20 protein-coding genes are annotated in these 22437 nt (G+C 63.8%); 1 reads left to right on the forward strand and 19 read right to left on the reverse strand.

Annotated elements, in window-relative coordinates:
• Positions 1-43: 43 nt before the first annotated feature.
• From ACSFBL_RS09335 to ACSFBL_RS09370, 8 genes are all read right to left on the reverse strand, one after another.
• Positions 44-1237 (reverse strand): ABC transporter substrate-binding protein, encoded by a 1194-nt coding sequence (locus tag ACSFBL_RS09335; RefSeq protein ID WP_435515496.1) that lies wholly within the window; start codon positions 1235-1237, stop codon positions 44-46.
• A 101-nt stretch (positions 1238-1338) separates the two neighbouring features.
• Entirely contained in the window at positions 1339-2535 is a 1197-nt protein-coding gene (locus ACSFBL_RS09340; protein WP_435515497.1) for an ABC transporter substrate-binding protein, read from the reverse strand.
• A 34-nt stretch (positions 2536-2569) separates the two neighbouring features.
• Positions 2570-3280, reverse strand: coding sequence for an ABC transporter ATP-binding protein (locus tag ACSFBL_RS09345; protein ID WP_435515498.1), 711 nt, complete (start codon positions 3278-3280; stop codon positions 2570-2572).
• Positions 3280-4050, reverse strand: a complete 771-nt coding sequence (locus ACSFBL_RS09350) for an ABC transporter ATP-binding protein (RefSeq protein WP_435515499.1) — start codon at positions 4048-4050, stop codon at positions 3280-3282. The genes ACSFBL_RS09345 and ACSFBL_RS09350 overlap by 1 nt, the downstream gene beginning before the upstream one ends.
• A 380-nt stretch (positions 4051-4430) precedes the next feature.
• Entirely contained in the window at positions 4431-5990 is a 1560-nt protein-coding gene (locus ACSFBL_RS09355; protein ID WP_435515500.1) for a DHA2 family efflux MFS transporter permease subunit, read from the reverse strand.
• A gap of 17 nt (positions 5991-6007) precedes the next feature.
• Positions 6008-7303 (reverse strand): HlyD family secretion protein, encoded by a 1296-nt coding sequence (locus ACSFBL_RS09360; RefSeq protein ID WP_435515501.1) that lies wholly within the window; start codon positions 7301-7303, stop codon positions 6008-6010.
• 29 nt (positions 7304-7332) lie between these two features.
• The gene (locus ACSFBL_RS09365) at positions 7333-8832 is read right to left on the reverse strand and encodes an efflux transporter outer membrane subunit (protein ID WP_435515502.1); all 1500 of its coding nucleotides are present in this window, start codon (positions 8830-8832) and stop codon (positions 7333-7335) included.
• Positions 8813-9358 carry a MarR family winged helix-turn-helix transcriptional regulator gene (locus tag ACSFBL_RS09370; RefSeq protein ID WP_435515503.1) on the reverse strand — a complete coding sequence of 182 codons (546 nt, stop codon included), beginning with the start codon at positions 9356-9358 and terminating at the stop codon, positions 8813-8815. Before ACSFBL_RS09370 ends, ACSFBL_RS09365 begins: the two co-directional genes overlap by 20 nt.
• A gap of 75 nt (positions 9359-9433) precedes the next feature.
• On the opposite strand from ACSFBL_RS09370, the gene ACSFBL_RS09375 reads away from it, so the two are divergent.
• Positions 9434-11218 (forward strand): ABC transporter transmembrane domain-containing protein, encoded by a 1785-nt coding sequence (locus tag ACSFBL_RS09375; RefSeq protein WP_435515504.1) that lies wholly within the window; start codon positions 9434-9436, stop codon positions 11216-11218.
• Between the two features lie 24 nt (positions 11219-11242).
• On the opposite strand, the gene ACSFBL_RS09380 is transcribed toward ACSFBL_RS09375, so the two are convergent.
• The 11 genes from ACSFBL_RS09380 to nuoG are packed head-to-tail and all read right to left on the reverse strand — an operon-like array spanning position 11243 to position 22423.
• Positions 11243-11680: a DUF1178 family protein gene (locus ACSFBL_RS09380; RefSeq protein WP_435515505.1), complete on the reverse strand. Its 438-nt coding sequence runs from the start codon at positions 11678-11680 to the stop codon at positions 11243-11245.
• 27 nt (positions 11681-11707) lie between these two features.
• Positions 11708-12280, reverse strand: a complete 573-nt coding sequence (locus ACSFBL_RS09385) for an NUDIX domain-containing protein (protein ID WP_435515506.1) — start codon at positions 12278-12280, stop codon at positions 11708-11710.
• A gap of 6 nt (positions 12281-12286) precedes the next feature.
• Positions 12287-12592 carry a DUF2818 family protein gene (locus ACSFBL_RS09390; protein ID WP_435515507.1) on the reverse strand — a complete coding sequence of 102 codons (306 nt, stop codon included), beginning with the start codon at positions 12590-12592 and terminating at the stop codon, positions 12287-12289.
• 8 nt (positions 12593-12600) lie between these two features.
• The gene (nuoN, locus tag ACSFBL_RS09395) at positions 12601-14088 is read right to left on the reverse strand and encodes an NADH-quinone oxidoreductase subunit NuoN (RefSeq protein ID WP_435515508.1); all 1488 of its coding nucleotides are present in this window, start codon (positions 14086-14088) and stop codon (positions 12601-12603) included.
• 24 nt (positions 14089-14112) lie between these two features.
• A complete protein-coding gene (locus ACSFBL_RS09400) occupies positions 14113-15588 on the reverse strand; it encodes an NADH-quinone oxidoreductase subunit M (RefSeq protein WP_435515509.1) in 1476 nt (491 codons plus the stop codon).
• Positions 15589-15614: 26 nt separating this feature from the next.
• Positions 15615-17639: an NADH-quinone oxidoreductase subunit L gene (gene nuoL, locus ACSFBL_RS09405; RefSeq protein ID WP_435515510.1), complete on the reverse strand. Its 2025-nt coding sequence runs from the start codon at positions 17637-17639 to the stop codon at positions 15615-15617.
• A 10-nt stretch (positions 17640-17649) separates the two neighbouring features.
• A complete protein-coding gene (nuoK, locus tag ACSFBL_RS09410) occupies positions 17650-17958 on the reverse strand; it encodes an NADH-quinone oxidoreductase subunit NuoK (protein WP_028248920.1) in 309 nt (102 codons plus the stop codon).
• Complete coding sequence (locus ACSFBL_RS09415) at positions 17955-18602, reverse strand: NADH-quinone oxidoreductase subunit J (protein WP_435515511.1); 648 nt, start codon at positions 18600-18602, stop codon at positions 17955-17957. Before ACSFBL_RS09415 ends, nuoK begins: the two co-directional genes overlap by 4 nt.
• A 46-nt stretch (positions 18603-18648) precedes the next feature.
• On the reverse strand, positions 18649-19188 hold the full coding sequence (gene nuoI, locus ACSFBL_RS09420) for an NADH-quinone oxidoreductase subunit NuoI (RefSeq protein ID WP_435515512.1): 540 nt from the start codon (positions 19186-19188) through the stop codon (positions 18649-18651).
• Positions 19189-19199: 11 nt separating this feature from the next.
• The gene (gene nuoH / locus ACSFBL_RS09425; protein WP_435515513.1) at positions 19200-20276 is read right to left on the reverse strand and encodes an NADH-quinone oxidoreductase subunit NuoH; all 1077 of its coding nucleotides are present in this window, start codon (positions 20274-20276) and stop codon (positions 19200-19202) included.
• Positions 20273-22423, reverse strand: coding sequence for an NADH-quinone oxidoreductase subunit NuoG (gene nuoG / locus ACSFBL_RS09430; RefSeq protein WP_435515514.1), 2151 nt, complete (start codon positions 22421-22423; stop codon positions 20273-20275). The genes nuoH and nuoG overlap by 4 nt, the downstream gene beginning before the upstream one ends.
• Positions 22424-22437: the final 14 nt, after the last annotated feature.

Consider the following 22437-nt stretch of genomic DNA (forward strand, 5'->3'; position numbering starts at 1 on the left):
GTAGGCGAAGCGACACGCAGTGCGCGCAGCCTGGGGGCGAGCCTTACTTCCATACGGCGCACTTGCTCTCGGCCTTGGTCGTGAAGACCTCCTCGCCGGGCAGCTTGGCGACGACCTTGTAGTAGTCCCACGGTTGCGTCGACTCGGACGGCGACTTGACCTGCATCAGGTACATGTCATGCACGAAGCGACCGTCGGGGCGGATGTTGCCCTTGGCGTAGAAGTCGTTGATCGGCATCTTCTTGAGTTCGGCCATCACCTTGTCGGCATCGGTGGACTTCGCGGCCTGCACGGCCTTCAGGTAGGTCGTGGTGGCCGAGTAGTCGGCGGCCTGGATGTCGGTCGGCATGCGCTTGGTCTTGTCGAAGAACTTCTTGCCGAAGGCGCGCGTCTGCTCGTTGAGGTTCCAGTCCCAGCTCGTGGTGAGCAGCAGGCCTTCGGTGTTCTTCAGGCCCAGGCTGTGGATGTCGGTGATGAACACCAGCAGACCCGCCATCTTCATGGTCTTGGTGATGCCGAATTCCTTGGCCGCCTTGATCGCATTGATGGTGTCGCCACCCGCGTTGGCCAGGCCGAGGATCTGCGCCTTCGAGTTCTGCGCCTGCAGCAGGAAGGACGAGAAGTCCGATGCGTTGAGCGGATGCTTGACGCTGCCGACCACCGTGCCGCCCTTTTCCTTGACGACCTTGGCCGTGTCGGCTTCGAGTGCCGCGCCGAAGGCGTAGTCCGCCGTCAGGAAGAACCAGTTCTTGCCGCCGTTGGCCACAACGGCCCCACCGGTGCCCTTGGCGAGCGCCACGGTGTCGTAAGCGTAGTGAACCGTGTACGGGCTGCATTGCTCGTTGGTGAGCGCCGAAGTCCCAGCACCGTTGACGACGAAGACGCGCTTCTTCTCCTGCGCCACCTTCGCCATCGCGAGGCCGGTGCCGGAATTGGTGCCGCCGAACAGCATCGTCAGGTTGTCGGTGTCGATCCATTCACGCGCCTTCGACGCCGCGATGTCCGCCTTGTTCTGGTGGTCGGCCGTGAGGAGCTCGATCGGCAGCCCGTTCACCTTGCCGCCGAAGTCGTCGATGGCCATCTGGATTGCCGTCGCGCCGTTCTTGCCTTCGACGTCGGCATAGAGGCTCGACATGTCGGTGATGAAGCCGATCTTGACCTTCTCCTGCGCCTGCACGGCGCCCGTGGCGAACGCAACGGCAAGGGAAACGGCGGAGAGTGCAATTGTCTTTTTCATGGTTGTCTCAGATGGTAGGAGGAAGGATTTGCGAGAGGGCCGCCGCCCCCGGCAGGGGGTAGGCAAAGCGACACGAAGTGCGCGAAGCCTGGGGGCGAGCCCTATTTCCACAAGGCACATTTGGAGTCGGCCTTCGCGGTGAAAACCTGGTCGCCCGGCAGCTTGGCGTTCACCTTGAGATAGTCCCAAGGCTGCTTGGATTCGGCGGGCGACTTCACTTCGACCAGGTACATGTCATGCACGAAGCGGCCGTCGGGGCGGATGGTGCCCTTGGCATAGAAGTCGTTGATCGGTGTCTTCTTGAGTTCGGCCATCACCTTGTCGGCATCGGTCGACTTGGCGGCCTGCACGGCCTTCAGGTAGGTCGTGGTGGCCGAGTAGTCGGCGGCCTGGACGTCGGTCGGCATGCGCTTGGTCTTGTCGAAGAAGCGCTTGGCGAACTTGCGCGTGTCGTCGTTCAGGTCCCAGTACCAGCTGGTGGTGTGCAGCAGGCCTTCGGTGTTCTTGAGGCCGAGGCTGTGCACGTCGCTCAGGAAGATCAGCAGGCCGGCCGTCTTCATGGTCTTGCCGATGCCGAATTCCTTCGCCGCCTTGATCGAGTTGATGGTGTCGCCGCCCGCGTTGGCCAGGCCGAGGATCTGCGCCTTCGAGTTCTGGGCCTGCAGCAGGAAGGACGAGAAATCCGACGCGTTGAGCGGATGGCGCACCGCCCCGACCACCGTTCCGCCCTTGGCCTTCACGACCGCCGTGGTGTCGGCTTCGAGGGCCTGGCCAAAGGCGTAGTCGGCCGTCAGGAAGAACCAGCTCTTGCCGCCGCGCTCGACCACCGCGCCGCCGGTGCCCTTCGCCAGAGCGACCGTGTCATAGGCGTAGTGCACCGTGTACGGGCTGCACTGCTCGTTGGTCAGCGCGGAGGTCGCCGCGCCGTTGTTGAAGTAGACGCGTTTCTTCTCCTGCGCCACCTTGGCCGTCGCGAGCGCCGTGCCGGAGTTCGTGCCGCCGAAGACCATCGTCACGCCTTCGGTGTCGATCCATTCACGTGCCTTCGACGCCGCGATGTCGGCCTTGTTCTGGTGGTCGGCAGTCAACAGCTCGATGGGCTGGCCCAGCACCTTGCCGCCGAAGTCGTCGATCGCCATCTGGATGGCGAGCGCGCCGTTCTTGCCTTCGACGTCGGCGTAGAGGCTGGACATGTCGGTGACGAAGCCGATCTTCACCTTTTCCTGCGCATTCGCTGCGCCCGAAGCGAGCGCCAGGGCGGCGACCGCCAAGGTCAGTGCGGTGAGCTGGTTTTTCATGGGGGTCTCCATTCCAATCAAGGGGTTGAGAAATTCAGACGCCGAGCAGCTCGTTGAGCACCGGCATCTTGGCCTCGAGTTCGGCGGCGCCAAAGGCCTCGACCATGCGGCCGTGTTCCATGACGTAGAAGCGGTCGGCCAGCGGCGCCGCAAAGCGGAAGTTCTGCTCGACCATGACGACCGTGTAGCCCTTGCCGCGCAGTGTGTGGATCATGCGCGCGAGCGCCTGCACGATCACCGGCGCGAGCCCCTCTGAAATCTCGTCGAGCAACAGCAGCTTGGCGCCGGTGCGAAGAATGCGCGCGACGGCCAGCATCTGCTGCTCGCCGCCCGACAGACGGGTGCCCTGGCTGTTCCGGCGCTCGGCCAGGTTGGGGAACATCGCGTAGATCTCGTCCACCGACATGCCCTGCCCCGCAGCTTTCAGCGCCGGTGGCAGCAGCAGGTTCTCTTCGCACGAGAGGCTGGCGAAGATGCCGCGCTCTTCCGGGCAATAGCCGATGCCCTGATGGGCGATGCGGTGCGTCGCCATGTCGATGGTTTCGGTGCCGTTGACCTTGATGCTGCCCTTGCGGGCGCCCGTGAGGCCGAGGACCGCACGCATCGTCGTGGTGCGGCCGGCGCCGTTGCGGCCCAGGAGCGTGACGACTTCGCCGGGCTGCACGACCATGTCGACGCCATGCAGCACATGCGATTCGCCGTACCAGGCCTGCAATCCCTTGATTTCGAGCGCGGGCGTCGCCATCAGTGCGCCCCTTGCAGCTGGCCGTCGGTGGTGCCCATGTAGGCTTCCATCACCTGCGGATTTCTCGAGACTTCGGCGTACGGCCCCTCCGCCAGGACGGCACCTCGCTGCAGCACCGTGATGGTGTCGGCGATGGTCGAGACGACGCTCATGTTGTGCTCCACCATCAGGATGGTGCGGCCGGCGGACACGCGCTTGATGAGTTCGGCCACGCGATGGACGTCTTCGTGGCCCATGCCCTGCGTCGGCTCGTCGAGCAGCATCAGTTCGGGCTCCATGGCCAGCGTGGTCGCGATTTCCAGCGCACGCTTGCGGCCATAGGGCAGGTTCACCGTCAATTCGTCAGCCAGGTCTTCGAGACCCACCTCGGCCAGCAACGCGCGGGCACGATCGTTGAGGGGCGTGAGCGATCTTTCGCTCTTCCAGAAGTGATAGGACGTGCCGAGCGCGCGCTGCAAGCCCAGGCGCACGTTCTCGAGCAGCGTGAGATGCGGAAACACCGCGGAAATCTGGAACGAGCGGATGATCCCGCGCCGCGCGATCTGCGCCGGACGTTCGTTCGTGATGTCCTGCCCGTTGAACAGGATCGTGCCGGAGGTCGGCTCGAGGAATTTCGTGAGCAGGTTGAAGCAGGTCGTCTTGCCGGCGCCGTTCGGGCCGATCAGCGCGTGGATCGATCCCCGGACGACCGAAAGATTGACCTTGCTGACCGCGGTAAACCCCTTGAATTCCTTGGTGAGCTGGCGTGTTTCGAGAATGATGTCGCTCATCTCGCGCGGTCGCCCGTGTGCTGGCAGGAAAAATCAGTCATGCAGTCCATCTGTGCGCACCACCATGGTTGCGCGGACCGCATTGTTTGCAGCGCCGCAAAAACTTGCCTACTGGGGCAAATGCCTAGCTCGCCCCCAGGCTCGCGCACTTCGTGTCGCTCTCCTCCCCCCTGCCGGGGGCAACACCAGCGGACCGGCAAAGCCGGTTCCGCGGTGTTCCGCGAACGGGCTTCGCTGCGCTTGCCCTGGACGGTTATTGGTGCGTAGTTGCGCCCCACTGCGTGGGTTGCCGCGGAACCGGCTTCGCCGGGCCGCAGGCAACGCCCCCTGCAAGGGGGGTGGCGAAGCGACACGAAGTGCGTGCAGCCTGGGGGTGGGCTCTAATGCGCTCCAGCGGCAGCGTCGGCGGAGGCGGGGCCGCGGGTGGGCTTGGACAGCCAGACCAGGGGGATGAGGACGAGGAACAGGATGGCGGAGCCGTAGAAGATGTCGCTGGACGCCAGCATGAACGCCTGCTGGTCGACCATGCGATTGAGCTGGCCCAGCACCTGGTCGGGGCTGAAACCGGTGCCTCCGAGGCCGGCGATGGCGCTGCTCGCGGCGCCGCTGCCCTGGGTGACCGATTCGACCAGTTGCGCATGGTGCAGCGCCGCCCTGTTCTCCCACACGGTGGTGGCGGTCGAGGTTCCGATCGCGCCTGCAGTGATCCGCAGGAAGTTGGAGAGGCCCGATGCCGCCGGGATCCGGTCCGGCGTGAGGCCCGACAGGGTGATCGTGACCAGCGGGATGAAGAAGAACGCCATCGCCACGCCCTGGATGATCGTCGGGATCATGATGGTCCAGAAGTCGGCCTGCGTATTGAAGTTCGACCGCATCCAGAGCACCAGCGCGAACACGAGGAACGAGAAGGTCGCATAGCGGCGCGGATCGACCTTGGCCACGGTGAGGCCGACGATGGGCGAGAAGAAGATCGCCAGCATGCCGACAGGCGCCATGATCATGCCGGCCTGCGTGGCCGTGTAGCCCATGTACTGCTGCAGCCACAGGGGCAGGATCACCACGTTCCCGAAGAAGAGGCCATAGGCCACCGCCGTTGCGAAGGCGCCCGACCAGAAGTTGCGCCGCTTGAACAGGAGCAGGTCGACCACCGGATGCTTGTCCGTCAGCTCCCAGACGAGGAAGAAGGCAAAGCCGACACCGGCCGTCACGGCAAGTGTCAGGATCACCGGCGAATGGAACCAGTCGAGCTCCTTGCCCTTGTCGAGCATGAGCTGAAGCGAGCCCACCCACAGCACCAGCAACGCCAGTCCGATGCCGTCGATCGGCACCTTGCGCGTACCGCTTTCGCGCTTGCGGTAGAGACCCCAGGTGATGGCCGCGGCGAGCAGGCCGACCGGGATGTTGATGTAGAAGATCCAGGGCCACGAGATGTTGTCGGTGATCCAGCCGCCCAGCAGCGGTCCCATGACGGGCGCCACCAGCGTCGTCATCGACCACATCGCCATGGCAAGGCCTGCCTTCGCGCGCGGATAGCTCGATAGCAGCAGCGTCTGCGACAGCGGGATCATCGGCCCCGCGACGAAACCCTGCAGCGCGCGGAACGCGATGAGCATCGTCATGTTGGGCGCCAGGCCGCACAGCCACGACGTGATGATGAACAGCAGAACGCTGGCCATGAACAGCCGCACCTGGCCGAAGCGCTGCGTCAGCCAGCCGGTGAGCGGCACGGCGATGGCATTCGACACCGCGAAACTGGTGATGACCCAGGTGCCCTGGGTCGAGCTGACGCCGAGGTCGCCCGCAATGGCCGGGAGCGAGACGTTGGCGATCGACGTGTCGAGCACGTTCATGAAGGTCGCGGCCGAGAGCGCGATCGTCCCCCACAGGCGGGCGGCGCCCTCGAGCGGCGGGAGCGGCTGGGTAACCGGGGCGTTCGACATCGTGCGCGCCGGATCGATCAGCCGGGCTGACCCTGCGAGGGCGCCGGTGTGCCGTGATTGTTCGAGTTGGAGGCCGGCGCCTTGCGCGGAACATCACGGCCCATGTTGGCGGCGATGATGCGTTCGACTTCGGCGTCGGCGCCGTGGTCGAGCTTGCTGTAGACCTGCGTCTGGACCAGCGCGCTGTCACGCGGTGCGTCGGCGAGCATCTTGCCGCCCTTCTGGCTCACGTCGATCTCGGCGTCCATCGACAGTCCGACGCGCAGCGGGTTGGCCTTGAGCTGCTCGGGATCGAGCGCGATGCGCACCGGCACACGTTGAACCACCTTGATCCAGTTGCCGGTCGCGTTCTGCGCGGGCAGCAGCGCAAAGGCCGCGCCGGTGCCAACGCCAAGCCCGGCGACGCGGCCGCTGTACTCGACCTTCTTGCCGTAGAGGTCGGCCGTGAGCTTCACGGGCTGGTCGATGCGGATGTTGCGCAGCTGCACTTCCTTGAAGTTGGCATCGACCCACAGCTGGTTCAGCGGCACGATCGACATCATCGGCGTGCCGGCGGACACGCGCTGGCCGAGCTGAACGGTGCGCTTGGCGACGTAGCCTTCGACCGGCGCCGGCATCGCGACGCGCTGCGTGGCGAGATAAGCCTCGCGCACCTTGGCTGCGGCGGCCTGAACGCTCGGATGCTGTTCGACGCTGGTGCCTTCGGTCAGCGACTGGTTGCTCGCGAGCTGTTCGCGCGCGCCCAGCACACTGGCCTGTGCGGCTGCAAGGGCGCTCTTGGCATTGGCCACCGCGGTTTCGGAGTGGTTGAGTTCTTCCTTCGACACCGCACCGTTGCCCGACAGCGCCTGCCGGCGCTTGAGGTCGTCCTGCGCGCGGGCGATGTCGCTCTGTGCGCGGACGATGTCGGCCTGGCGCAGCGACACCTGGGCCGCCAGCGATGCGTTGTTGACGTAGAGGGTGCGAACCTGCCGCACGGCCTGCGCGAGCGCCGCCTCGGCCTGGTCGAGGGCCACCTTGGCGTCGGACGGGTCGAGTTGCACGAGCGGCTGACCGGCCTTCACGAGGTCGGTGTCGTCCGCCATGATCGCCATCACGGTACCGCCGATCTGCGGGGTGATCTGGATCACGTTGCCCTGCACGTAGGCGTTGTCGGTCGATTCATAGTGGCTGGCGACCAGCCACTCGTACACACCCCACCCTGCGCCGGCGAGAACGACGATCGATGCGAGTGCGGTCAGCGCGCGGCGGCGCTTGTTGTTGGGGGCCGGCGCTTCGGGTGCGACGGGGTTGGCGACGTTGTTGTTTTCCATGGCAATGTCTTTCGGCGTCAAGGCGATGTTCAGGGGTGTTTGGGCGCGGATTCGGCGGCGGCGGTGGTGTCGGCGGTGGGCTGCCAGCCTCCGCCCAGCGCACGTGCGAGAGCAACCTGGCTGTCGAGCGCACGTGCCGCAAGATCCACGCCTTCGCGGCGCTGAAGCAGTACGGTGGTTTCGGCAGTCAGCACGTCAAGGAAGTTGCCAAGACCTGCACTGTAGCGCTGCACGGCAATGTCGTAGGCGGCTTCGGCCGCATCCTGCGACTCGCGCTGCTGGACCTGCTGGCGAACGACCGATTGCACGCTCGTCACCTGGTCGGCCACGTCGCGCACGGCGTCGAGCACGGTCGAGTTGTAGCTCTCGATGGCGCCGTCCAGATCGGCTTCCTTGCCGCGCAGGTTGGCGCGCAGCCTGCCGCCTTCGAAGATCGGCAAGCGGATGGCGGGACCCACGCCCCACTGCTGGCTGCCTGACTTGAGAAGGTTGTCGACGCCGATGCTGGAGAAGCCGGCGAACGCGACGAGATTGATGTTGGGATAGAACTGGGTCTTCGCGTTGGCGACGTCGCTGGTCGCCGCTTCGACGCGCCAGCGGGCGGCGGCGATATCCGCACGACGCCCCAGCAGATTGGCGGGGATGACCGGCTGAAGTGCCATCGTCTTGAGGCTGCCGAGCGCCGGCGGAACGAGCGCGGCAGTCGCACCGGGCTGTGCGACCAGCGCGTCGAGCGCATGCTGTGCGATCTCGATCTGCTCGCGGAACGACTCGATCTGCTGGCGTGCCTGCGGAATGGCACCTTCGCTCTGCTTCAACTGCAGGCGGGTATCGAGGCCCGCGGCCACACGGTCGCGCACCAGTTTGAAGACTTCCTCCCGCTGGGCAAGCGTGCGCTCGGCGACAGCCAGTTGATCGTGCAGGCGAGCCCACTGGACATAGCTGCGGGCGACATTGCTGGCGAGCAGGATGCGCGCGGCGTCGGCGTCGGCGCTCGTAGCGTTGGCGGAGCCGATGGCGGCTTCGATCGCGGTGCGGTTCTTGCCGAAGAAGTCGAGTTCCCAACTGCCGTTCAGTTGAAGTGCTCCGGTCTCCTGGACCGAGCCACCCAGCGGCGCCGGATAGATGTAGTTGCCGCTGAACTTCTGGCGGGTCAGGTCGAGCGCGCCATTGATCTGGGGTTTGTCGGCAGCTTCGGTCACGGAGACATTGGCCTGTGCGCGGGCCAGGCGGGCGCGCGCGACTTGCAAGCTCGGATTGCCCTGGATCGCCTGGGCGACCAGCGCGTCGAGCTGCGCATTCCCGAATGCAAGCCACCATTGGCTATCGACGGTCGGGGCGGCTGCGCTGATGGCAGGTGCGGACGGCGTGGCCGGCGCGGGCGTAAGGCCCAGCGATGCGGCGTCGCGAAGCGTGGCTTGGGATGAGGTATTGCCCATGTTCGCGCAGCCGGCCAGCGCCAGCGCGAACACCGCGGCCGCCACGGCGGTCTTATGGCGCAAAGCGCCTTCAGGAAGGAGTCGAGTCATCTTTTTCTCCACGGGCCGACAGGGCCTGTGCGTTATCGAGAATGCGGCGCAAATAGCTCTTGAGTTGCTGCCACTCTTCGTTGGTGAATCCGGCAAGGTGCTCGTTCTGCACGCGGCTGAGCACATGGGGCACCTCTTCCGCTGCGGCGCGACCTTCGTCGGTGAGTTCGATGTTGACCACGCGCCGATCGGCCACGGAACGCACCCGCCGGCACAGGCCCTTGGCCTCCAGGCGGTCGAGGAGCCGGGTCATGGCGCCGGTATCGAGCTGGCATTCGCGGGCCAGTTCCGCGACGGTCGTCGCCTGGCCCATGTGCAACTTGTGCAACGGGACCCACTGCGGATAGGTCGGGCCGCCCGGCTCGCACATGTGGAGTTCGACGGACTGACCCACGGCGGTCAGGATGCGCCGCATCATGTAGCCAATGCTTTCCTCGGCGCGATAGTTCTCCGCCTTGTAGAAGGCCTTGACCTCAGGCAGATCGCCTGCCGGACCCGCCGGATCGGGATGCTTTGAATCAGACATGTCTGAATATTAGTTGCCGCGACAATTACTGTCAAGGCGACTTTTGAGCGGGCAACCGTTAGCTAGAATCTCGCCATGGTTTCCCCTGCTTCTCCTTCGCCCGGCACAGGCGCTCCCAAGTCGCTGTCCGGCCTGGCCCCGTTCATGCGGCCCTACCGTGTCCAGATTGGCCTGGCGGCCGTTTTCCTCGTCTTGGCAGCGGCGACCACGCTGGTGTTTCCGGTAGCGCTTCGCAGCCTGATCGACGGCGGGCTGGTGCCCGGCGGCAGAGGCGAGCAGACGATGGCGCTGCGCGATCACTTCGTCGCGCTTTTCGCCGTTGCCGTCGCCCTGGGTGTCTTTTCGGCAGCGCGCTTCTATACCGTCAGTTGGCTTGGCGAACGCGTGACGGCCGACCTCCGCAACACCGTCTATGCGCACGTCCTCCGCCAGAGCCCGGTGTTCTTCGAAACCACGCAGACCGGCGAAGTGCTGTCCCGCCTCACGGCCGACACCACCCTGGTCCAGACAGTGGTCGGCTCCTCGCTCAGCATGGGATTGCGTAACGCGGTGATGGGCGTCGGCGCCCTGGCCATGCTGATCTGGACCAACCCCTATGTGATGGTGCAGGTGCTCGGCATCCTGGTGCTGGTGGTCCTGCCGAGCATGTGGTTCGGGCGTCGCGTCCGCAAGCTCTCCCGCGCCAGCCAGGATCGCGTGGCCGATTCGAGCGCCATTGCGGCCGAGGTGCTGAACGCCATCCCGGTCGTGCAGAGCTACACCGCCGAAAGCCGCGAAGCGGCCCGCTTCGACGCTTCGACCGACAGCGCGTTCCGCACGGCAGTGCGCCGTACAAAGGCGCGCTCCGTTCTGGTGGCCTTCATCATCATCGCGACGTCGGCGGCGCTGCTCTGGGGGCTGTACCAAGGGACCCAGGCTGTGCTGCACGGGGACATTACCGCTGGCCACCTCGGCCAGACCGTGGTCTACGTGATCATCCTTGCGAGCGCGGCGGCCGTGCTCGGGGAGGTCTACGGCGATCTCTTGCGCGCCGCCGGCGCCACCGAGAGGCTGATGGAACTGCTGCATGCCAAGCCCGTCATCCTGTCGCCCGAGCAGCCTGTACGGGCTCCGATCCCCGAAGCCGGAAGTGCGGTGAGCCTTGATTCCGTGAGTTTTCATTACCCTTCCCGTCCGGGCACGCACGCCCTGCGGGACTTCAGCCTGTCCGTTTCGCCGGGGGAAACGGTAGCGCTCGTCGGGTCGAGCGGTGCCGGCAAGAGTACGGTCTTTCAGCTGCTGCTGCGCTACTACGACCCGCAATCCGGGCGAATCACGCTCGACGGAGCCCCGCTCGTATCGCTGTCGCTGGACGAACTTCGAACACGCATCGGCCTGGTGCCGCAGGACGCGGTGATCTTCTCGGCTAGCGCCTTCGAGAACATTCGCTATGGCCGTCCGGACGCGAGCGCGGAAGAAGTGCACGCGGCATCCAAGGCCGCCTTCGCGGACGGTTTCCTGAGGGCGCTGCCCGAAGGCTACGACACATTCCTCGGAGAGCGAGGCGTCCGTCTGTCGGGCGGCCAGCGCCAACGGATCGCGATCGCGCGCGCCATCCTGAAGAATCCGCCGCTGCTGCTGCTCGACGAGGCGACGAGTGCCCTTGACGCCGAGAGCGAGCGCATGGTCCAAGCCGCGCTGGAATCCGCGATGTCCGGCCGCACGACGATCGTCATTGCGCACCGGCTCGCCACGGTCCAGAAAGCCGATCGCATCCTGGTGCTGGACCACGGGGGGATCGTCGAGCAGGGTACGCATGCGGCCCTGGTTGCCCAGAATGGCGTGTACGCTCGTCTGGCGGCATTGCAGTTCGCCGCTTGAGGTCGGCGGCGGCGCCTCGGCCGGCTACTGCAGCGTTTCCTTGAGCGCTGCCGGCAGGGGCAAAGAGAACACGGAGATGCCTTCGTCGATCAATGTCTGGGCTTGCTCGCGCGTCGCCTGGCCGCGAATGCCCCGTTCTTCGGCTTCGCCGTAGTGCATCTTGCGCGCCTCGTCGGCGAAGCGTTCACCCACATCCTCGGTCTGGGCAATCACTTCGCGAACCGCCCGCAACCAACGGGCCTCGGGCGTGTTCTCCACGGCTTGCACAGGGGGCGTTTCGGGAGACGGCTTGGTACCGCCCAGATTCAGGCGCGGCGCCGCCAGCAGCTTGGTGATCGCCGTGTCGCCGCAAATGGGGCACTCCACGAGCCCTGAAGCAAGTTGGGTTTCGAAAGCTTCGTGCGACGCAAACCACCCTTCGAAGCCGTGGCCGTGCGCGCACTGCAGGTTAAGGACCTTCATGCGCCGATTATCCGGCGCGATCGGACATCACGCCGATTTCCAGTCGAGCACCCATGCGCCGGAAAGGACGTTCTGCAACCAGAGCGTGCAAGTCAGCGTCTTGGCATCGGACACCGTGCCGTCCCTGCACCAACCCATCAGTTCCTCGGGCGTCGCCGTGATCACGTCGAGGAATTCGCCATGGTCGAGTTGCCGCGCGCCGAGCGAGAGGCCCCGTGCGAAGTAGATATGGATGATCTCGGTCGAATAGGCCACAGCGAGATGCATGGCGCCCGCGTGCGCCCACTCGCTGCCTGTGTAGCCGGTTTCCTCGAGCAGTTCGCGCTGTCCGCACAGCAACGGGTCTTCGCCCGCATCGAGCTTGCCGGCGGGAAATTCGGTCATTACATGGCCAACGGGGTACCGAAACTGGCGCTCGAGGACGACGCGGCCGTCATCGAGCAACGGCACCACGACCACGGCCCCGGGATGAATGATGTATTCGCGGGTCGCGGTATGTCCATCCGGCAATCGAACGGTGTCACGCCTGGCCTGGAGGAAGTTGCCCTTGAAGAGCATCTCGCTCGATGCGACTTCTTCCTTCAGATGTGAATCGTCCATCTCCGCCTATCTCCGGTGTTTGAGTAGGTAGCGCCAGGTGAACCCTGGAAACGCGAGCACGATGAACAAGGCACCGGTGACCGCGTAGAACTCCCACCCTTGCGAGGAAATCTGGCCGGCACGGCTTTCGAAGAGCAGGCCGATGCCACCCGCGACGAAATAAAGAAACAGGAGTTCGCCCAGCCTCATAGCCAGCGACTTGCGGCGCGCCGGGAGTGGCACCAGTCCCAGCAAGCGATCGGTGATGAACGGCAAGTTGGCCGCCGTCAGGGCGACCAACAATACCATCCAGACCGACGCAGCCTGCGACACGACCGCGATCAGGTGGCCAGCGTGGCCACGATCGCCTGCGCGCAGAGCGTCATGAGGCCGCCGGGCAGGATGCCGAGGATCAGGATCAGTGCGCCATTGAGCGTGAGCACCGTACGAACGTCACGCGGTGCCGAAACGGTCGTGGCGGTCACAGGCGCGTCGAAATACATGACCTTGACCACACGCAGGTAGTAGAACGCGCCGATCAGTGACATCACGACCGCGAACACCGCCAACCCGATATACATCGCCTGGCCGGACGCGATCAGCGCCTGAAGCACGGCCAGCTTCGCGTAGAAGCCGACGAGCGGCGGCACACCGGCCAGCGAGAACATCGCGATCGCCATCACGCCGGCATAGAGCGGGCTGCGCTGGTTCAGCCCCGCGAGGTCGGTGATCTCTTCGCTTTCGAATCCCTCACGTGCAAGCAGCAGGATGATGCCGAAACTCGCCAACGTGGTCAGAACGTAGGTCACGATGTAGAACATCGAGGCGCTGTACGCAAACTGCGCGTTGTACGTGTTGCCATTGACCACGCCCGCGACCAGACCGAGCAGCATGAAGCCCATCTGTGCAATCGTCGAATAGGCCAGCATACGCTTGAGGTTGGTCTGCGCAATGGCCGCCAGATTGCCGACCAGCAACGAGGCGATCGCAAGCAACGCAAGCATCTGCTGCCAGTCGATCGCGAGCGGCAGAAGGCCCTCGACGAGCAGGCGGATGATGATGGCGAAAGCTGCCAATTCAGGCGCCGCACCGATCATCAGCGTGACTGCGGTGGGTGCGCCCTGGTAGACGTCCGGCACCCACATATGGAACGGCGCCGCACCGACCTTGAAGGCCAGACCAGACACGATGAAGACCAGGCCGAACACCAGCACCTGGTGGTTCACCTTGCGGCTCGCGATGGCCTTGAAAACCTCGTTGATGTCGAGCGAACCGGTCGCGCCGTACATCATCGAAAGGCCGTAGAGCAGGAAGCCGCTCGCCATGGCGCCCAGCACGAAGTACTTCATTGCTGCCTCGCTCGCGACGGCGTTGTCGCGGCGCAGCGCCACCAGCGCGTAGCTCGAGAGCGTCAGCAGTTCGAGGCCCAGGTAGATCAGGAGGAAATTGCTGCCTGACATCATCACGAACATGCCGAGCAGGGCCAGCATGCTGATCGTGAACATCTCGCCGCCACGGAGCATGCCGCGATCTGCCGAGTACGGACGTCCGTAGACCAGCGTCATCATCAGGGCGACGGTCGCGAAGCACTTGAGCCAGTTGCCCATCGGATCGCTCACCACCATGCCGCCGAAGCCGTAGATGGTCTTGCCAGTGGAGGCATTGAACCCGCAAAGCACCGCCACGATGGCGAGCGTCATCAGGGTCAGGATGTAGGTGGCCGTACGACGGGGGCTGGTGGTGGACAGATCCAGCAATGCGATGACGCAGGTCGCGACCAGCAGCACCACCTCGGGGTAGATCGTCATCCAGCTGAGTTTGTCAATCATCTCGTTCTCTTGTTCAGCTTGGACTCAAGGCAGCTTCGAAACTGCCATGTGCTTGAGCAGTTCGGCCACGGAAGAATTCATCACGTCCGTGAAGACCTTCGGATAGATGCCCATCCAGAGCACGGCAATCGCCAGCAGCGCCAGCATCAGGAATTCGCGTGAGCTGATATCGCTCAATTCCTTGACGTGCTCATTGCCGACGGGGCCGAGGTAGACGCGCTTGTACATCCACAACGTGTAGGCCGCGCCGAAGACCAGCGCAGTGGCGGCGCCGAGGCCGAGCCAGAAGTTGGCCTTGACCGCGCCGAGGATCACCATCCATTCGCCGACGAAGCCGGCGGTGGCAGGAAGGCCGCAATTGGCCATGGCAAACAGCAGTGCGAAGGCCGCGAACTTGGGCATGGTGTTGACTACGCCGCCGTAGTCCGCGATCTGCCGCGAGTGCACGCGGTCGTACAACACGCCGATGCACAGGAACATCGCGCCGGACACAAAGCCGTGCGCAATCATCTGCACGATGCCGCCGGCAATGCCGAGGTCGTTGAAGATGAAGAAGCCCAGTGTCACGAAGCCCATGTGCGCCACTGACGAATAAGCCACCAGCTTCTTCATGTCCTGCTGTACCAGGGCTACCAGGCCGACATAGATCACCGCGATCAGCGAGAGCGTGATCATGAGCCAGGCCCATTCGTGCGAGGCATCGGGTGCAATGGGCATCGAGAACCGCAGGAAGCCGTACGCACCGAGCTTCAACATGATCGCGGCCAGCACGGCGGAGCCCCCGGTGGGCGCCTCGACGTGCACGTCCGGCAACCACGTGTGGACTGGCCACATCGGCACCTTCACCGCGAATGCGGCAAAGAAGGCGAAGAAGAGGAAGGTCTGTTCGCTGGCGGTCAGCGGCAGCTTGTGCCAGGTCAGGATGTCGAAGCTGCCACCCGACCTGTTGAACAGGTAGATCAGGGCGACCAGCATGAGCAGGGAGCCCAGCAGCGTGTAGATGAAGAACTTGAACGCCGCGTAGATCTTGTTGGGGCCGCCCCAGATCCCGATGATCAGGTACATCGGGATCAGCGTGGCCTCGAAGAAGACGTAGAACAGAACGCCGTCGAGCGCCGAGAACGAGCCGATCATGAGACCGGACAGGATCAGGAACGCGCCCATGTACTGGTTCACGCGCTCGGTGATCACTTCCCACGCCGAGATCACCACGACGACTGTGATGAAAGCGGTCAGCAGCACCAGCCAGAACGAAATCCCGTCCAGACCGATGTGATAGCTGATGTTGAAGCGTTCGATCCAGCTTTCTTTTTCGACGAACTGCATCGCCGCGGTTCCGGTCTGGAAGCGCGAATAGAGCGGCAAGGTGACCAGGAAGCTCGCAACCGAGCCGACAAGTGCAACCCAGCGCACGCCTCTCGCATGCTCGTCACGACCGAACGCCAGCAATACCACGCCGAAGGCGATCGGCATCCAGATGGCAAGGCTCAACAAACCCATTTTTGTTTTTCTCCAGCGAGAGCCGCTTACCGTTTAAACCAGACGAAGCACGTCATGAGGACGAAGATGCCCAGCAGCATCGCGAAAGCGTAGTGATAGATGTAGCCCGACTGGAGCCAGCGCACGGCGCCGGCGATGCGGCCGACCAGTTTCCAGGAACCGTTCACGATCGCACCGTCAATGATGCCCTGGTCCCCGCCCTTCCAGAGGCCGGTGCCCAGCGCACGCGTGGCGCGCGCGATCACGTTCTCGTTGAACCAGTCCATGTAGTACTTGTTCTCGAGCAGGCGATAGATCGGACCGAACGCGCGCTTGATCTTGGCGGGCACGGCCGGATTGACCAGATACAGATACCAGGCCACGACGACACCGGACAGCGCCAGCCAGAACGGCGCGGCAGTGAGACCGTGCAATGCCATGGCCATGGGGCCGTGGAACGCTTCGGCCAATTCCTTCATGGCTTCATGCTTTTCGCCGACGACAATCGCACCCTTGAAGAAATCACCGAACAGCAGGGGTTCGATCGTCATGTAGCCGATCACGACCGACGGAATGGCCAGCATCACCAGCGGCACCCACACCACCCACGGCGACTCGTGCGGCTCGTGGTGGTCGTCATGATGTCCGTGACCGTCATCGGCCCCGTGGTGGTGCGCATCCGGGTTCTGGTCGTAGCGTTCCTTGCCGTGGAAGACCATGAAGTACATGCGGAACGAATACAGGGCCGTGACGAACACGCTGGCCAGTACGGCGAAGTAGGCGAAACCAGAGCCCCAGAGATGGCTCTCGTGGACCGCTTCGATGATGCTGTCCTTGGAATAGAAGCCCGAGAACCAGGGCGTGCCGATCAGAGCGAGCGACCCCACCAGCGATGTGATCCAGGTGATCGGCATGTACTTGCGCAACGCCCCCATCCACCGCATGTCCTGGTTGTGGTGCATGCCGATGATGACCGAGCCGGCGCCGAGGAACAGCAGTGCCTTGAAGAACGCGTGCGTCATCAGGTGGAAGATCGCGACCGAATACGCCGACGCGCCGAGCGCGACTGTCATGTAGCCGAGCTGCGACAGCGTCGAGTAGGCGACCACGCGCTTGATGTCGTTCTGTATGACGCCGAGGAAGCCCATGAAGAGCGCGGTGATGCCGCCGATCACCAGAACGAAGCTCAAGGCCGTATCGCTCAGCTCGAACAGCGGCGACATGCGCGCCACCATGAAGATGCCCGCCGTGACCATGGTCGCGGCGTGGATCAGTGCGGAGATCGGGGTCGGGCCCTCCATCGAGTCGGGCAGCCACACGTGCAGGGGAAACTGCGCACTCTTGCCCATCGCACCGATGAACAGGCAGATGCAGATCACCGTAATCAGCATCCACTCGGTGCCCGGAAAGCTCAGCTTCGCCAGCTCATCCGCCTTGGCAAAGGTCTCGCCGTAGTTCAAGGTCCCGGCATAGGCGGCGACGAGGCCGATGCCCAGGATGAAGCCGAAGTCACCCACGCGGTTGACCAGGAAAGCCTTCAGGTTGGCGAAGATCGCGGTCGGCCGGTTGTACCAGAAGCCGATCAGCAAATAGGACACCACGCCGACGGCTTCCCAGCCGAAGAACAGCTGCAGCATGTTGTTGCTCATCACGAGCATCAGCATGGAGAAGGTGAAAAGCGAGATGTACGCGAAGAAGCGGTTGTAGCCCTCGTCTTCCTCCATGTAGCCGATCGTGTAGATGTGCACCATCAGCGACACGAAGGTCACCACGCACATCATTAAGGCCGTGAGACCATCGACGAGGAAGCCGACTTCCATCTTCAGGCTGCCGATCGTCATCCACTCGTAGATCGTGGCATTGAAGCGGGCACCGTCGTTGACGACGCTGTTGAGCGTCATCACCGAGAGGACAAAGGAGATCAGCACGCCGAGGATGGTCAGCGAATGCGTCGCGCGCCGGCCAAGGAAGGCGCCGCCGAATTTCGTACCGAAGATGCCGGCCACGACGGAGCCGACCAATGGCGCCAGCGGTACCGCCAGCAGTGTGGATGCGGAAAGTGTTGCGCTCATGAGAAATCCTTCAGCCCTTGAGCGCGTTGAGTTCGTCGACGTTGATGTTCGACTTGTTGCGGAACAAGAGGACCAGCAGCGCCAGTCCGATCGCCGACTCCGCGGCCGCGACCGTCAGGATGAAGAACACGAAGATCTGACCGTGCATGTCGCCGAGGAAGTACGAAAACGCGACAAAGTTCATGTTGACGGCCAGCAGCATCAGCTCGATGCACATCAGCAGCACGATGAGGTTCTTGCGATTCAGGAAGATCCCGATGACCGAGAGCGCGAAGAGCATCGCGCCCAGCGAGAGAAAGTGTCCGAGCGTGAGCGTCATGCCTTGGTCTCCGCTGCTGCCGAGGGTTGTTCGACGACGGGCTCCGCCGCACGCGTCACCGGCATCTGCACGATGCGCACGCGGTCCCGCGCCTTCACACGGACCTGGTCGGACGGGTTGACGTACTTGCTGTCTTTGCGGGCGCGCAGCGTCAGCGCGATCGCCGCGAACATGGCGACCAGCAGGATCACGGCCGCGATCTCGAGCGGATAGAGATAGTCGGTATAGAGAAGCTTGCCCAGTTCGAGCGTGTTGGACGTGTCGGGGCCGGACGCGAGCGGACTCTTCGGTGCGCTCAGGCGGAAGCCGCCCATCAGCACAGCGGCCATCTCGAGCGCGATCAGCGCCCCGACGCCGGCGGCGAGCGGGAAATGCCGCCAGAAGCCCTCGCGAAGACCTTCGACATCGATGTCCAGCATCATCACGACGAAGAGGAACAGCACCATCACGGCCCCGACGTAGACGAGCACCAGCGCGATCGCCAGGAACTCGGCGCGCAGGATCAGCCAGATGGCCGATGCCTGGAAGAAAGCCAGCACCAGGTAAAGCGCTGCATACACGGGGTTGCGCGCAGTGATGACGCGGAAGGCTGCAAACAGCAGCACCGCGGAAAACAGATAGAACAGACCGGTCTTGACGTCCATGGAGCGAATTCGTTGCGAGTTTCGGGCTAGGCTGGAACTCAGCGCTTCAGCGGTACTTGGCGTCAGCCGCCTTGTTGGCGGCGATTTCTTTTTCGTAGCGGTCGCCGACGGCGAGCAGCATGTCCTTGGTGAAGTACAGGTCGCCGCGCTTTTCACCGTGGTATTCGAAGATGTGGGTCTCGACGATCGAGTCGACCGGGCAGCTCTCTTCGCAGAATCCGCAGAAGATGCACTTGGTCAGGTCGATGTCGTAGCGCGTGGTGCGGCGGGAGCCGTCATCGCGAACATCGGATTCGATCGTGATCGCGAGCGCCGGACACACGGCCTCGCAGAGCTTGCAGGCAATGCAACGCTCTTCGCCGTTTTCATAGCGGCGCAGCGCGTGCAGTCCGCGGAAGCGCGGCGACAACGGCGTCTTCTCTTCGGGAAACTGGATGGTGATTTTCCGGCTGAAGGCGTACTTGCCGGTAATGGCCAGTCCCTTGAACAACTCGAACAGCATGAAGCTGCGCAGGAAGTCCTTCAGCGAGAACGGCGTGGAAAGGGAGGAGGAGCGCGCAAGCGCGCTGGCGGAGGGCGCAGTCATGGCAGTTCCAGTTATTTCCAGATGTTGAAGGGGGTCTGCATCCAGGCGCCGACCACTACCAGCCACACGAGCGTGACAGGAATGAAGATCTTCCAGCCAAGCCGCATGATCTGGTCGTAGCGGAAGCGTGGGAAGGTCGAACGAACCCAGAGGAACATCGTCACCACGACGAAGGTCTTGATACCCAGCCAGATCCATCCTGGAATGAATGCCAGGAAGTCGAACGGAGGCAGCCAGCCGCCGAGGAAGAGCACCGCGCACAGGATCGAGACGAGCCACATGTTGGCGTACTCGGCAAGGAAGAACATCGCGAAGCTCATGCCCGAGTACTCGATCATGTGACCGGCGACGATTTCGGATTCGCCTTCCACCACATCGAACGGATGGCGATTGGTTTCAGCCAGACCCGAGATGAAGTAGACGACGAAGATCGGCAGCAGCGACAGCCAGTTCCACGAAAGGAAGCCGATCCCCATCGAGGCGAAGTGACCCTTGCCCTGCCCCATCACGATGTCGGTCATGTTGAGGCTGGCCGACACCATCAGCACCACGACGAAGCAGAAGCCCATCGCGATTTCGTAGCTGACCATCTGGGCCGAAGCGCGCAACGCGCCGAGGAAGGCGTACTTGGAATTCGACGCCCAGCCCGCGATGATCACGCCGTAGACCTCGAGCGAGGTGATGGCCATCACGAACAGCAGGCCGGCATTGATGTTGGCCAGCGCGACTTCGGGTCCGAAAGGAATGACCGCCCAGGCTGCCAGCGCCGGCATGATGGTCATGATGGGTCCCAACAGGAACAAGCCCTTGTTGGCGACCGTCGGCAGGATGATTTCCTTGGTCAGCAGCTTGAGCGCGTCGGCGATCGGCTGCAGGAGACCCAGCGGCCCGATGCGGTTGGGGCCGATACGAATCTGCGTGAATCCGATGGCCTTGCGTTCCCACAGCGTGAGGTAGGCCACGGCGCCCATCAAGGGCAGCACCACGACGACGATCTTGATCAGCGTCCAGATCACAGGCCACGCCAGGCCGGTCCACCAGCCGGCAGAGACCAGGCCCAGGCCGAAGCCATGCAGCGCGTCGATCATGCGAGCACCTCCTGTGCTGCGGCGGCCTGAGCCATCCGCGCATCGGTCGTGAGCTGCAGGGACGGCGCGCGGCGAACGATGCCGTCGAGTTGGTAGATGCTTGCAACGACAGGCGATGCAACTGCGCCGTTGCCCGTCTGGATCGACGCGGTGGTCGTGTTGTTCAGCCTGTCGGCCAATACTTCTCCGGGCGAGCCGACATCGGCCAGCACATCCGCCGTCGATTCGAATGCGAAGCCCGAAAGGCCGAGCAGATTGGCCAGCACACGCAGGACCTTCCAGGCCGGACGCGCTTCGCCCAGCGGCTTCACGACTGCGTGGAAGCTTTGCGCGCGACCTTCGGCGTTGATGAAGGTCCCGGGCGTCTCGGTGAATGGCGCGATGGGCAGCAGCACATCGCTGAATTCGAGGTTGGACTTGAACGGGCTCAGCGTCACGACCATCTGCGCGTGGGCAAGGCCCTCCACTGCGGCCGCACCCGCCGCCGAGTCGAACACGGGCTCGGTGTTGAGCAGCAACGCAGCCTTGAGTCCGCCAGCCAGCATCTGGCCCGCATTCAGGCCGCCCGCCTTCGGCAAGGCGCCGACAACTTGCGCGCCGACTGTGTTGGCCGCTTCGGTCAGGTAGCCGACGCTGGCGCCCGTCTGTGCGCCGATCCAGTTCGCCAGTGCCAGCAAGGTGCTGGCTTCGCCATGATGTGCAGCGGCGTTTCCGAGCAGGATGGCCTTGCGTTCGCCGCCGAGCAGCGAAGCTGCGAGCGCCTTTGCTGCGTCGCTTGCAGCTTCGTTCGTCGTCACGGGCGCCGTGGCCCCGGTGCTTTCAGCGACGGCGGCCGCGATGTCGACCAGCGCTGCAACCCATTCCTGAGCAGGCGCCAGGACAGCGTTCGCCACAGGCATCGCCCAGGCATCCGCATCGGCGAGCAGGTCCGGGGAAGTCAGTGCACTCAGCACGCCTCCCTTGCGGATCGACTGACGAATGCGCTGCGCGAACAGCGGATGGTCCTTGCGCAGGTTGGAACCGATCACGAACGCGCGTTGCAACTGCGACAGCGAAGCGATCGGGGTGCCCAACCAGCGGACCCCTTCGAATGCGCCAAATTCGGCATTGCGCAGGCGATAGTCGATGTTGTTGCTGCCAAGGCCGTGCGTGAGCAGGTTTGCCAGGTGCAACTCTTCAAGCGTGCTGTGCGGGCTGACCAGCGTGCCGATGCTTTGCGCGCCGTGGTCGGCCTTGATCTGCTTCAGGCCGTTGGCCACGTATTCGAGCGCGGTTTGCCAATCGACCGCCTGCCAGTGACCGCCCTGCTTCAGCATCGGCTGGGTCAGGCGCTCAGGGCCGTTCAATGCCTCGTAGGAGAAGCGGTCGCGGTCGGCGATCCAGCACTCGTTCACATCTTCGTTTTCGAGCGGCACGACGCGCATCACGCGGTTGTTCTTGACCTGCACGATGAGGTTGGCACCCGTCGAGTCGTGCGGACTGACCGACTTGCGACGCGACAGTTCCCACGTCCGGGCGCTGTAGCGGAAGGGCTTGCTCGTGAGCGCGCCGACCGGGCAGATATCGATCATGTTGCCCGACAGTTCGGAGTCGACCGAGTCGCCGAGGAAGGTCTCGATCTCGGAGTGCTCGCCGCGGTTCGACATCCCGAGCTCCATCACGCCGGCCACTTCCTGGCCGAAGCGGACGCAGCGCGTGCAATGGATGCAGCGGCTCATCTCTTCCATGCTGATGAGCGGGCCGACGTCCTTGTGGAAGACCACGCGCTTTTCTTCCTCGTAGCGCGAAGAAGAACCACCGTAGCCCACGGCCAGATCCTGCAACTGGCATTCGCCACCCTGGTCGCAGATCGGGCAGTCGAGCGGATGGTTGATCAGCAGGAACTCCATCACCGACTGCTGGGCCTTGATCGCCTTGTCGCTCTTGGTGCGGACGATCATGCCCTGCGTGACCGGTGTAGCGCAGGCAGGCATCGGCTTCGGCGCCTTCTCCACATCGACAAGGCACATGCGGCAGTTGGCCGCGATGCTGAGCTTCTTGTGATAGCAGAAATGCGGAATGTAGGTGCCCGCCTTGTCGGCCGCATGCATGATCATGCTGCCTTCGACGATGTCGACCTTCTTGCCGTCCAGTTCGATTTCAACCATATGTGTTCTTCTTG

This window comes from Variovorax glacialis, assembly GCF_051216375.1.
GTDB lineage: Bacteria > Pseudomonadota > Gammaproteobacteria > Burkholderiales > Burkholderiaceae_C > Variovorax.